Below are 11,895 nucleotides of genomic sequence, written 5' to 3' on the forward strand. Positions count from 1 at the left end.
GCCGCGTCAAACATTTTTCGCATTACCTGATCGATTCGAATTTCTTTGCGAAATATTTCCAAATCCTGGCGATGCTGCGTGTTCTCGAATCCATCCGCGGAGACTTTCGCCATGCCACGGCCACGCCAAAACGGCTTCAGCCTGCTCACCGCCACCGGCCTGGTCGGCCTTGCCGGGTGGGGCGTGGCACTGGGCGCCGTGCCGGAACTCGCCGGCACGCCGGACCCCTGGGGCGCCGCGCCGCTGGCGGTGCTGGGACTCGCCGCCTGGATGCGGCGGCGGCGGGAACAGCGCATCGCCGCCCGGCTGCGGGACCTGCGCATCAGCGTTTGCCTGCCTGCGGCCCCGGCCGCCGGGCTGCGTGACCAGGAGCTGGCCTTCTCCCTGGCCGGCCAGGGCTGCTGGCATGCCCGGCGCGCCGGCTGGCAGGTGGAACTGCGGCAGCAGGCGGCGACGGCCCCGGGCTGGCATCTCAGCCTGATCCGGCTGGACTGCACCGACCCGGCCTTGCCGCTGGCGGCGGCGGCTTCGCTGGATGCGCTATTGCGGCTGTCGCGCGGGCTGCTGGCGGGCATGGAGCAGCCGGGGCTGCGCGAGCTGCTGGACTGCGACCTCGCCTTTCCCCTGCCGGGGCTGGCGGCGGCTGGCATCACCGCCCTGGCGGAAGGTGGTTTCGCGCTGCACGAGGCCGAAGGCTGCCGTGCCATCGCCCCCGAGCAGGCGGAAGCCCTGCTGCTGCGCGGCAGCGTGGTGACCGCGTTCTGAAGTGGCGGCCGGGACGGGGAGGGGATTCCTTCTCCGTCCCGGAACCCGGGCCACGGGTCGCCATGCTGCCCGGTGGCCTCAAGCAGAAAGGGCCCGGGGAACCATTCCCCCGGGCCCTTTCTGCCTTCAGCGGCGGAACACGTCCCGCCGCCCGGCGATCTCTTGCGTCACGGCCAGGGCGGAAAGCTGCTCCATGTTGGCCAGGATCGGCCCCGCCTGGCGCTCCGGGATCTTCAGCAGGATGGTCGCGGCACGCGGTGCTTCCAGCTTGTCCAGCACCTTGGCGGCCTGCTGCGGGCGCATGTTGACGTAGAGCGCCACCAGCGCGTCCAGGTCGGCCTCGGCGGCGGAGCCTTCGCGCACCACCAGCCGCTCCACCTCTTCGCGCAGCCGGGTCAGCTCGCCGATCTGGCTGCGCGCCATGCCTTCGGCGGCCTGCACGCGTGCCTCGCGCAGGTCCAGCGCGCGTTCGCGGCGCTCCACCTCCGCCTGGCGGCGGCCGATCTCCAGCAACAGGCGCCCCTCGCCGGGGCGGTCCTCGCCCAGCGGGTTGGGGCGGGCGGGGCCGGCCAGGGTGTCGGACACCCGGGGCAGGGCCACCACGCCTTCACGCAGCGCCACGGGCCGCAATGCCGGCGGCGGCGGCGCGGGGGCGGCCGTCGCGGTGGCATCGGGCCAGGCGGGCAGCAGCGGCGCCAGCCCTTCCAACCGGCCGGGCAGCAGCGCCGCCAGCCCCAGCGCCATCAGCGGCAGGCCCATGCGAGGGCCCAGCAGGCGGTCGCGCCAGCGGGGCGGGGGTTTTTGCGGGCTCATGCGCGCATTCCTCAATCAAGCGTCAGGCGGAACACCCGCCGTTCGGCCGCCGCTGGCTGTTCCGCCGGCGGGGCGGGAAAGATCATCTCGGCCGCCAACAGGCGCTCCACCGCGGCTTCGGCCAGGCGCTCGGGCGAAAGCGCCGGCTCGGGCAGCACCAGCAAGGGCTCCGGCGGCGCGTGCTCCAGCACCGCGGCGGTGGCGGGGCGGCCGGCCAGGCGCTCGGCCAGTCCCAGCGGCTCGGCCAGGGCGCGCGGCGGGGCGGCGGCGCGGGCGGCCTGCAGCTTGCGGTTCTGCCGCAGCGCCTGGTCCAGCCGCGTGGCCACCTCCTCCGCCTGGCGGGATGCGGCGTTCAGCTCCTGCGCCACGCGGCGGCAGGCGGTGATCTTGCCGTCCACCTCGCCGATGCCGTCGCGCACCTTCTGCGCGATGCCGCCGGCCGAGGCGTCGAGCCGCTTGGAAGCGGCGTCGAGCTGGCCGATCACGTCGCCGGCGGAGTCGAGCGCGCTGCGCAGCCGCCCCATGCGGCGGTACAGCAGCCCGATCCAGCCGGACTGCGCGGCCAGCACCGCCAGGGCTGCCGCGTCCAGGATTTGCGTGGTGTTCACAAGGCTTCTCCTCAGTGCTCGGTGATGGCCGGCGTGTCGCCGGGCCAGTCCTTCTCGATCACGCACTCCTCGACGCGCAGCACGACGCGCTCGTCCTTGGCCGCCATGCGGGCGCGGCACACCAGCAGCCCCTGGCAAAAGACGTCGAGCGGCTCTTCCTGCCGGCGGTCCAGCTCCACCACCGTGCCGGGCTGCCAGCGCGCCACGTCGGCGAAGGACATCACCCGCTGCTCGATCACCGCCGTCAGGTCGGCGCTGGCGCGCGGCAGCTCCTCGGCCAGATGGGAGCGCCAGATGGTGTCGCCGCCGCTTTTCTTGCCCAGCACCTCCTGGCTCAGCAGGTCGCGCACCGGCTCGATGGAGGCGTAGGGCAACAGGAAGTCGATGTGCCCGCCGCGCCCTTCCATGGTGATCTCGGCACGGAAGGTCAGCGCGGCGGCGGTGGGCTTGGTGATCAGCGCGTAGCCGGGCGTGATCTCGAAGCGCTCCAGCCGGAAGGTGGCGGGCGAGACCGCCTCGAAGGCGCGGCTCATGTCCTGCGTCAGCAGGCCCACGAACTTTTCCACGAAGGCCCGCTCGATCGGCGTGTAGGGGCGGCCCTCGATCGGCTGCACGGCGTTGCGCCGGCCGCCCAGCAGGATGTCCACGATGGAGCCGATCAGCTGCGAATCGAGCGCCGCGAGGCAATAGCCGTCCCATTCCTCGATGCGAATGATGCCGATCATCGCGGGCAGGGTGATGGTGTCCAGAAAGGCACCGACGCGCACCGGGCGCATGCGGTCGATCACCGCGTCCGCGTTGTCGGCGGTGAACTTGCGGATGCTGGTGGTGAGCAGGCGGGCAAGCCGGTCCACCACGATGTCGAGCATCGGCAGCTTCTCGTAGCGCACCGCGCCGCCGACCAGGGCTTCCAGCCCGCTCCGGGGTGCTTCCGGCTCGGCCGATTCGCCGCCGCCGAACAGGTCGTCGATGTCGTTCTGGCCCATGGCGACGCCGGCGGCGCCCCAGTCGGCCATCATGTCATCCACCGGCGGCGGGGCGTCCGGCGGCGTGGGTTCGGTTCCGCTCATGGTGCTCAGGCCACCACGAAGCCGGTGACCAGCACGTCCCGCACCCGGCCCTCGCCGAGCAGCAGGTCCAGGCGGCGCAACAGGTCGCCGCGCAGCCGGTCCATCGCCAGCGCGCCTTCCATCTCGCCGTCGCGCAGCGTGCGCAGGTACAAGACCAAGCTGTCGTAGACGCGCGGATTGCCGATGTCGGGCACGGGCTGCGCCGGATCGGCGGCGACCTCCACCGCCAGCTTCAGGCGCAGCTGGCGTGGCCGGCCGCCATTGGGCAGCGTCACCGTCATTTCCGGCAGCTCGACAAAGACCGGCCGGGTCAGCGGCGCCACGGCGGGCGCAGCGTCGGATGCTTCGGCAGATTGGCCAGAGATAATTTTTCGCACGGCATCGGACACGCCGGGCACCAGCACAAAGGCGGCAGCGCCGCCACCGCCGAGCAGCAGCACGGCTGCCAGGCCCAGCACCAGGGCCTTGCCTCCCTTCTTTCTGGATTTTTTCGCAGAAGTCTCTGTGGTGGCCGACATAGCAGGGGATCTCCCGGCAAAAGCGATTTTTCGCGCGACAAGCGGTGTGCTGCTGGGTATAACCCGACGCGCTTTCGCATTCCATGCCAAAAACACTTGGTGCCGAAGACAGTTCGGTCCCGCCAGGACGGCGGGGGAGAATGCGAAAGATGGACGGCCAGAACGGGACGACAGTATCGATGCAGCAAGCCAGCACGCTCCGACCCGGCTTCGACCTGGGTGCCATGGGTCCCGCCCTGGCCCGCCTGGGGCCGACGAAGCTGGGCGCCATGGGGGTGGTCGCCGCCGCCGCCATTCTGGCCGTGGTGATGGTGGCGCGCGCGCCGCAATCGGCCAACGGCCTGCTTTATGCCGGGCTGGACCCGTCCGAGGCCGGGCGCATCGTCGCCCGGCTGGAAGAGATGAAGGTGCCGGTGGAAGCGCGCGGCGATGGCAGCGTGATGGTGCCGGCCGAGCAGGTGGCCCGCCTGCGCATGCAGATGGCGAGCGAGGGCCTGCCGCGGCAGACCGGCGCCGGCTACGAGCTGCTCGACCAAGCCAACCCCATGCAGATGACCTCCTTCATGCAGCGCATCCAGCGGGTGCGGGCGCTGGAAGGGGAGCTGGCGCGCACCATCATCACCATGCAGGGCGTGCGCACCGCCCGCGTGCACATCGTGCTGCCCGAGCGCGAGAGTTTTTCGCGCGATGCGCCGCCCCCCACCGCCTCGGTCACCGTCACCACCAGCATCGGCGCGCGGCTGGGCGCCGGGCAGGCGCAGGCGATCCGCCTGCTGGTGGCCGGTGCGGTGCCGCGGCTGCGGCAGGAAGACGTGTCCGTGGTCGACCCCACCGGCATCGTGCTGGCGGCCGATGGCGGCATGGGCGCCGCCGCCGGCCGCATCGGCGAGCTGCGCGCGGCGCAGGAGCATCTGCTGCAGAAGTCGGTCCTGGACCTGCTGGAGCCGATCGTCGGCCGCGGCAAGGTACGCGCCATCGCCTCGGTCGAGATCGAGGGCGCGCGCACCGTGGCGCGGGCCGAAACCTTCGATCCCATGGGCCAGGTGGAGCGCGGCCGGCAAAGCCAGACGGAAGCCGAAAGCAGCGAGGAAGGCCGCGGGCAGCAGCCGGTGACGGTGGGGCAGAACCTGCCCAACCAGCAGACCGGTGGCAACCAGGGCCGCAGCAGCAACAGCACCAGCCGCAACAACGAGACGGTGAACTACGAGATCTCCTCCAAGGTGGAGGAAACCACGCGCGAGCCGGGGGCGGTCAAGCGCGTCAGCGTCGCCGTCGTGGTGGACGGACTGACCGCCGCTGACGGCAGCGCGCAGCCCCGCCCCAAGGAGGATCTGGACCGGCTGGCGGCGCTGGTGCGCTCGGCGGTCGGCTTCAACCAGCAACGCGGCGACATCGTGACGGTGGACACCCTGCGCTTCATCCCCGACGAGGGCGCCGGCAGCCTGGCCAGCGTCGAGGCGGAGGGCGGCACGCGCGTCAGCACGACACAGCTGGTGGTGGCGGGGCTGCTGCTGCTGGCCACCCTTGGCACCGCCGGCGTGCTGATGCGCCGCCGCCGCACCCGCCTGCGCCGCCTGGCTGCCGACCTGGCCGCCGCGGAGGCCGCCGCCGCCGCCGAGGCCGCCATGGCGCTGGACCCGATGGAAGAGGCCATCGCCACTGTGGGCCAGGACATCCAGATCCGCATCTCCTCGCTCAATGCCTTGAACGAACTGGTCGACCAGCGGCCGGACGAGGCGCTGGCGGTGATCCGCACCTGGATCGAGGAAGGGGCGCCGGCATGAGCCTGCACCTCGCCCCCCGGCCCTATCTGCCCCCCTCGCTCGGCTTGCTGCTGGAAGACGAGCACGGCACCGCCGCCGGCCGCCGGCAGGAGGAGGAGCGGCTGCGCTCCGGCGCCTTTGACGCCGGCCGCCGCCGTGGCCTGGAGGACGGGCTGGCCCAGGGCCGCGCCGAAGGGGCCGCCGAGGCCGCCGCCGAAGCCGCCCGCGTGCTGGAGCAGGCGGTGGCCGAGCGGGCGGCGCAGGGCGCCGGCGCCGCGGTGGCCGCGCTGCACCGCCTGCTGGAGCGGCGGGCGGAAGACCGGCGCACGCTGGATACCGATGCCCGGGCCGCGCTGATCGCCGCCCTGCAGGCGGTGTTGCCGGCGCTGCTGGCGCGCGAAGCCGGTGGCGAGATCGCCGCCATGCTGGCCGAGGTGCTGTGCGAGCGGGGCGAGGACGTGATCCTGCTGTCCGCGCATCCCGACACGCTGGACGCGATGCGGCGCGAGGGCTTTCCCGCGCTGCAGGCGCAGCCCGCCCGCATCCGCCTGCTGCCCGAGCCCGCGATGCCCCCGGGCGCCGCCGAGGCGTCCTGGGTCAGCGGCGGCCTGATCCATCGCCCGGAGGCCCTGGTGGCCCGGGCCCTCGCCATCCTGGCGCCGCCCGTGGCGGTGCCGTCCGAAACCTTGCAGGAGCAAGCGCCATGAACGCCGAAGTCAACGCCGAGAACCCGTTCCTGACCGACCGCAAGCCGCGCATCATGGACATTCCGGTCAACGTGCAGGTGGTGCTGGGCAGCAAGCGCCTGCCGATGGCGGCGCTGTTCAACCTCAGCCGGGGCTCCGTCATCGAGTTCGACAAGAAGGTGGGCGAGCCGGTGGACCTGCTGGCCAACGAGCGGCTGATCGCCCGCGGCGAGATCCAGATCACCGACGACGGCCGGCTGTCGATCTCGATCACCGAGATCGTGTCCTCCGCCGCCTGACGCCGAACCTTTTGCTGAAAGCAGGCAGAATGCCGCTTCCGAGAAGCCTGGCCCTCCCCCTGGCGGGCGCGATGCTGCTGCTGGCCGGGCCCGCCCTGGCGCAGAGCGTGTCGCTCAGCCTCGGCCCGCAGGGCGCCAACGCGGTGGCCAGCGGCGGGCAAAGCCTGACCACCAACGTGGTCGGGTTGATCGTCGCCACCTCGCTGCTGGCCATCGCGCCCGGCATCCTGGTGGTGGCCACCGCCTTCACGCGCATCGTGGTGGTGCTGTCCATGCTGCGCACCGCGCTCGGCCTGCAGCAGTCGCCGCCCAACACCGTGATCGTCAGCCTGGCGCTGTTTCTGTCCGCCTTCGTGATGGCGCCGGTGCTGGAGCGCACCTGGAACGACGCGGCGCGGCCGCTGATCGAGGGTGCCATCACCGAGGAGCAGGCGGCGGAGCGCGCCATCCGCCCGTTCCGCGACTTCATGGAACTGAACGTGCGCGAGCGGGAGCTGGCGCTGTTCATCGACATCGCCAAGTGGCAGCCGCCCGCCGGCACGCCGGCCGGCCCGCTGCCGCGTGCCCAGCGCGCCGAGGTGCCGCTGCATATCCTGGCGGCGGCGTTCCTGGTGTCGGAGCTGACCAAGGCCTTTCAGATCGGCTTTCTGCTGTTCCTGCCCTTCCTGGCGATCGACATGGCCATCAGCTCCGTGCTGATGGGCATGGGCATGATGATGCTGCCGCCCGTGGTGGTCAGCCTGCCGTTCAAGCTGATCTTCTTTGTGCTGATCGATGGCTGGGCGCTGGTGGCCGGCGCGCTGGTGCGGGGCTTCTCCACGTGAGCGGCGGCCTCCGCATCCGCCGCAGGCGCCGGCTGGCCTCGGCGCTGCGCTGGTGCGCGGCGCAGGAGCCACCGCCGCCGGCCGCGGCGCTGGCATCGCTGGCCGAGCGGCTGGACGCGATGGGCGTGCCCGCCGAGGGCGCGAACCTGCCCGAGCGCCTGGCGCGGCTCGACCCCGGTGGCGCCGCGCCGCCCGAGGTGGTGGCGATGCTGGCTGCCATCCTGCAACCCCTGATGACCCTTTCTGCCCGGAGCAGCGACCCATGAGAGCCCCCGAGGCGCGCCGCGCCATCCGCCCGGTCGAGGCCGGCACCGCCAAGGTCGACCCGCTGGCCGATGTCGCCGTGCTGTTCATGACCCTGGACGAGGACCGCATCCAGTCGCTGTTCGGCCGGCTGGAGGAGCAGGAGATCCGCCGCGTGTCCCGCGCCATGGCCAATCTGGGCAAGGTGGACATCGACACGGTGGAGCGCGTGATCATGCGCTTTCGCGCCGAGGTCGGCCGCACCGGCACCGTGATCGGCACCGCCGAGACCACCGAGCGGCTGCTGAAGCGCCTGCTGCCCAACGAGAAGGTCAGCGAGATCATGGACGAGATCCGTGGTCCCGAGGGCAAGACCATGTGGGAAAAGCTGGCCAACATCTCGCCGGAAGTGCTGGCAACCTATCTGCGCACGGAGCTGGCGCAGACGGCCGCGGTGATCCTTGCGAAATTGCCTGCCATGCACGCGGCCCGCGTGCTGGCGCTGCTGCCGGCGACCTCGGTGGACGAGATCGTGCTGCGCATGGTGCGGATGGACAGCATTCAGAAGGGCGTGCTGCAGGACATCGAGCAGACGCTGCAGAAGGAGTTCATCACCAACCTCAGCCGTTCCTACGAGCGCGACAGCTCGCAGATCGTCGCCGAGATCATGAACCGCGCCGACAAGGGGCTGGTGGACCACCTGATGAAGCACATCGAGGCGCGCGAGCCGCACGCGGCCAGCCGCATCAAGCGTATCATGTTCACCTTCGACGACCTGATCCGCGTGGACCGCACCACCTTCGCGACGCTGGTGGCCGAATGCCCGGCCGACAAGCTGCAGGTGGCGCTGACGGCCGCCAGCATCGAGCTGCGCGACCTGTTCCTCGGCAGCATGTCCGAGCGCGCGGCCACCATGATGCGCGACGAGATCGAGAACATGCCCGCCCAGCGCAAGAAGGCCGTGGAGGAAGCGCAGACCGACATCATCACCATCGCCAAGCGCCTGGCCGACGAGGGCCGCATCTTCATCCTCGACGAGGATGAGATCGGTGCCGCCGAATAGCCATGACGGAGGGCGCGCCCAAGCTCACGCCCCTGGCTGGGCCGCCGCCGCAGGAAGCCGGCCTCGGCTATGCCGCGGCGGCGCGCGTGGTGGGCCATGTGCCGGCACGCGGCGCCTGGGTGGACGAGCCCGAGCTGCCGGACCCGATGCCGGTGCCGCCGGGGCTTGGACCGCTGCTGCCGGGCGGCGCGGCGGGGCTGGCGCTGCCGCTGGCGCTGGCGGCGCTGCGGCCCGACCTCCGGCGCTGGCTGGGCGAGCCCCGGCTGCTGGACATGGCGCGCCTGCTGGGCGTCGAGCCGAAGCTGCTGCTGGCGACGCTGGCCGCGGCACCCCCGCCGCCGGCTTCGCTGGGCGAGGCCGCGCTGTGGTCCGGCCAGCGGGTGCCGCTGGGCGGCGCCGGCTGGGTGGAGCTGTTCTGGCGGCCCGACCGCGGCATGGCGGGGCAGGGGCGGCACGCGGCGCGGGGGGCCTTCGCCATCCGCTTGGCCGTGCCGGCCGCCGGGCGCATCGAGCTGCGCGGCCGCCTGGAAGACCGGCGGCTGGACGCGGTGATGGAAAGCGCCCGCCCGCTGCCGCGCCTGGCCGCGCTGGCGGTGGAGGAGGCCTATGCGGCGGTGCTGTCGCGGCTTGGCCTGAGCGGCGACCTGACGCTGAGGCACACGCGGCAGGATCGTCGCTCTTGAATGCGAAAAATCATCAAGGTAGTATCCCCTCCATGAACCCTGGCAGCCCCGTGACATGAGCGCCGATCCCGACAAGCGCCCGATCATCATCAAGAAGATCCACGCCGCGCATGACGACGATCATGGCGGGCAGTGGAAGATCGCCTACGCCGACTTCGTGACGGCGATGATGGCGTTCTTTCTGGTGATGTGGCTGCTGTCCTCCACGACGGAAGCGCAGAAGGACGGCATCGCGCAGTTCTTCAACGCGTCCAGCGTGGTGGCGCTGCCGGCCGGCAACGGCGTGCTGAGCGGCGGCCCGTCCATGCAGATCGCGGGCGACAGCTCGCAGCAGACGCTGACGCCGGCCAGCGACGGCGGCCTGCGCCCCGACGCCGATGGCGGCGAAACCGCGCGCGACGGTGCCAGCGCCCAGGCCGCCGGCGCCAGCCAGGATGGCGGCGCATCGCGCGACCCGATCGAACGTCAGCGCATGGAGGCCATGAAGGCCGAGATCGAGCGGCAGATGGGCCCCGAGGGCGCGCTGCGCGACCACGCGCAGAACCTGCGCGTCGAGATGACGCCGGACGGCCTCCGGCTGCAGATCTTCGACCGCGACGGCGCCGCGATGTTCGCCCCCGGTGCCACCGAGCCGACGCCGCGGCTGGCGCGCATCCTGCAGGTGATCGGCGGCGTGCTGGCCACCGTGCCCAACGCCGTGGTGCTGTCCGGTCATACCGATGGGCAGTCGTTTTCCCGTGGCGCCTACGGCAACTGGGAGCTGTCCTCCGACCGCGCCAATGCCGCCCGGCGGGTGCTGGAACGCGACGGCGTGCAGGCCGCGCGGATGTTCCGCGTGGAAGGCAAGGCCTCGGTCGAGCCGCTGCTGGCGGAAGCACCCAACGATCCGCGCAACCGCCGCATCGCCATCACGGTGATGCGTGCTGACCGCACGGCCCCCCGTGCCCCGGAACCCCGGCGGTGAAACCGCCTTTCCATCCCGGCCCGCCGGCAGAAGCCGGCACCGGTCCCGCCCAAAACGGGCCGGGCTGCTGCAGCCCGACTGCGAACGCCTGACTTTCCTTCCGACCCCCAGACACAGCAGGGACCGCCATGACGGCCATCAACGCACTCCGCACCAGCGTCTCGGGCCTGAACGCCCAGGCCACCAAGCTTTCCGGTATCTCCAACAACATCGCCAATAGCTCCACCGTCGGATACAAGCGCGTCGACACGCAGTTCGAGAGCCTGGTGCTGGAAGGCTCCTCCAACGGTGGCTCGGCGCTGGCCGGAACCAGCTCGCAGAACCGGGTGGAGATCAGCAAGGTCGGCCAGCTGCAAAGCACCGGCATCGACACCGACATCGCGGTCAACGGCAACGGCTTTCTGGTGGTCAACGACGCCGCCGGCAGCACCGGCAAGTATCTGGCCACCCGCGCCGGCTCCTTCCGCTCGGATGCCAACGGCAACCTGGTGAATGCCGGCGGCTACTTCCTGCAGGGCGTCAAGCTGGGGGCGGACGGGCTGCCGGTCGGCAATGTCGGCGACAACAACGTGGACAGCCTGACCACGGTCAATGTCAACAACATCAGCGTCGCCTCGGCGCCGACCACCAACATGACCTTCTGGGCCAACCTTCCGGCCGGGCAGACCGCCTACACGGACACCCCCCAGAACGTGAACACCAACATCAGCAGCGTCGACTACTACGACGCGCTGGGCGCCACGCAAACGCTGACCTACCGCTTCATTCCGCAGACCGCCGCCGCGGCCGGCGACCCGAACACCAACACCTGGCTGGTGCAGGTGTTCGACAGCGCCACCGGCGGTGACCCGACCAAGGCCGCGACCGACGAATCCCGCTTGGTCGGGCAAGTGAAGATGCAATTCTGGGGTGCGGATTCGGGCGCCAACAAGGCCGGCACCATCAAGAGCCTGGCCAATGTCGCCGCGGGCGACACGACGGTCTACAGCGGCTACACCGCCGCCTCTGCCCCCGCCACGCCGGCGGCCTACGACCCGCTGCTGGGCAAGCTGACGCTGAAGCTCGGCACCATGGAGCTGCCGGTCAAGGTGGGCGTGCCGGAAAGCCCCTCGGGCATGACGCAGCTCAGCGGCCAGTACGTCGCCACCAAGATCGAGAAGGACGGCTCCGCCTTCGGCATGCTGGAGCGCGTGTCGGTCGAGGATGACGGCAAGGTGGTGGCCACCTTTTCCAACGGCCAGTCGCGGGCGATCTACCAGCTCAAGCTGGCGGTGTTCCCGAACGCCGACGGGCTGAACCCGGTCAGCGGCGATGCCTACGAGATGTCGCGCGCCGCCGGCGCCGTGCGGCTGCTGTCGGCCGGCGAGGGCTCGGCCGGCACCACCTCGGGTGGTGCGCTGGAATCCTCCAACGTCGACATCGGCACGGAGCTGACCAATCTGATCGAGACGCAGCGGGCCTACAGCTCCAACGCGTCCGTGGTGCGCACCGCCGACCAGATGCTGGAAGAAGCCACCAACCTGAAGCGCTGATCCGGGCAGGCGGGACGCCCCCAGGGCGCCCCGCCATTCGCGAAAATTCATGAACGGAAGCTGA

At 71.3% G+C, this 11,895-nt stretch carries 14 protein-coding genes; 10 read left to right on the forward strand and 4 right to left on the reverse strand.

Annotated elements, in window-relative coordinates; genetic code table 11:
* Positions 1 to 111 precede the first annotated feature (111 nt).
* Entirely contained in the window at positions 112 to 765 is a 654-nt protein-coding gene (locus IAI59_RS03740) for an MYXO-CTERM sorting domain-containing protein (protein WP_207418579.1), read from the forward strand.
* Between the two features lie 126 nt (positions 766 to 891).
* Here IAI59_RS03740 and IAI59_RS03745 read toward each other — a convergent pair whose 3' ends face one another.
* From IAI59_RS03745 to IAI59_RS03760, 4 genes are read right to left on the reverse strand one after another with little or no spacing between them, the layout of a single operon-like run.
* Positions 892 to 1,578, reverse strand: coding sequence for a MotE family protein (locus IAI59_RS03745; protein ID WP_207418577.1), 687 nt, complete (start codon positions 1,576 to 1,578; stop codon positions 892 to 894).
* Positions 1,579 to 1,589: 11 nt separating this feature from the next.
* Positions 1,590 to 2,186 carry a hypothetical protein gene (locus tag IAI59_RS03750; protein WP_207418575.1) on the reverse strand — a complete coding sequence of 199 codons (597 nt, stop codon included), beginning with the start codon at positions 2,184 to 2,186 and terminating at the stop codon, positions 1,590 to 1,592.
* Between the two features lie 11 nt (positions 2,187 to 2,197).
* Positions 2,198 to 3,256, reverse strand: a complete 1,059-nt coding sequence (locus IAI59_RS03755) for a FliM/FliN family flagellar motor switch protein (RefSeq protein ID WP_207418573.1) — start codon at positions 3,254 to 3,256, stop codon at positions 2,198 to 2,200.
* 5 nt (positions 3,257 to 3,261) lie between these two features.
* Positions 3,262 to 3,714, reverse strand: a complete 453-nt coding sequence (locus tag IAI59_RS03760; RefSeq protein ID WP_237181189.1) for a flagellar basal body-associated FliL family protein — start codon at positions 3,712 to 3,714, stop codon at positions 3,262 to 3,264.
* Positions 3,715 to 3,953: 239 nt separating this feature from the next.
* Here IAI59_RS03760 and fliF point away from each other — a divergent pair, with 239 nt between their 5' ends.
* The 9 genes from fliF to IAI59_RS03805 all read left to right on the forward strand — a co-directional run bounded on the left by fliF (position 3,954) and on the right by IAI59_RS03805 (position 11,831).
* Positions 3,954 to 5,558, forward strand: a complete 1,605-nt coding sequence (fliF, locus tag IAI59_RS03765; protein WP_207418569.1) for a flagellar basal-body MS-ring/collar protein FliF — start codon at positions 3,954 to 3,956, stop codon at positions 5,556 to 5,558.
* The gene (locus tag IAI59_RS03770) at positions 5,555 to 6,244 is read left to right on the forward strand and encodes a hypothetical protein (RefSeq protein ID WP_207418562.1); all 690 of its coding nucleotides are present in this window, start codon (positions 5,555 to 5,557) and stop codon (positions 6,242 to 6,244) included. The genes fliF and IAI59_RS03770 overlap by 4 nt, the downstream gene beginning before the upstream one ends.
* Positions 6,241 to 6,522 (forward strand): FliM/FliN family flagellar motor switch protein, encoded by a 282-nt coding sequence (locus tag IAI59_RS03775; protein ID WP_207418558.1) that lies wholly within the window; start codon positions 6,241 to 6,243, stop codon positions 6,520 to 6,522. The genes IAI59_RS03770 and IAI59_RS03775 overlap by 4 nt, the downstream gene beginning before the upstream one ends.
* Before the next feature lie 29 nt (positions 6,523 to 6,551).
* A complete protein-coding gene (gene fliP, locus IAI59_RS03780) occupies positions 6,552 to 7,346 on the forward strand; it encodes a flagellar type III secretion system pore protein FliP (protein WP_207418557.1) in 795 nt (264 codons plus the stop codon).
* On the forward strand, positions 7,343 to 7,612 hold the full coding sequence (locus IAI59_RS03785) for a hypothetical protein (protein WP_207418555.1): 270 nt from the start codon (positions 7,343 to 7,345) through the stop codon (positions 7,610 to 7,612). The genes fliP and IAI59_RS03785 overlap by 4 nt, the downstream gene beginning before the upstream one ends.
* Positions 7,609 to 8,652: a flagellar motor switch protein FliG gene (locus tag IAI59_RS03790; RefSeq protein ID WP_207418553.1), complete on the forward strand. Its 1,044-nt coding sequence runs from the start codon at positions 7,609 to 7,611 to the stop codon at positions 8,650 to 8,652. Before IAI59_RS03785 ends, IAI59_RS03790 begins: the two co-directional genes overlap by 4 nt.
* A gap of 2 nt (positions 8,653 to 8,654) precedes the next feature.
* Positions 8,655 to 9,335, forward strand: a complete 681-nt coding sequence (locus tag IAI59_RS03795) for a hypothetical protein (RefSeq protein WP_207418551.1) — start codon at positions 8,655 to 8,657, stop codon at positions 9,333 to 9,335.
* Between the two features lie 55 nt (positions 9,336 to 9,390).
* Positions 9,391 to 10,299, forward strand: a complete 909-nt coding sequence (locus IAI59_RS03800; protein WP_207418548.1) for a flagellar motor protein MotB — start codon at positions 9,391 to 9,393, stop codon at positions 10,297 to 10,299.
* A gap of 128 nt (positions 10,300 to 10,427) precedes the next feature.
* Positions 10,428 to 11,831 (forward strand): flagellar hook protein FlgE, encoded by a 1,404-nt coding sequence (locus IAI59_RS03805; RefSeq protein ID WP_207418546.1) that lies wholly within the window; start codon positions 10,428 to 10,430, stop codon positions 11,829 to 11,831.
* Positions 11,832 to 11,895: the final 64 nt, after the last annotated feature.

The sequence above is a fragment of the Roseomonas haemaphysalidis genome, assembly GCF_017355405.1.
GTDB lineage: Bacteria > Pseudomonadota > Alphaproteobacteria > Acetobacterales > Acetobacteraceae > Pseudoroseomonas > Pseudoroseomonas haemaphysalidis.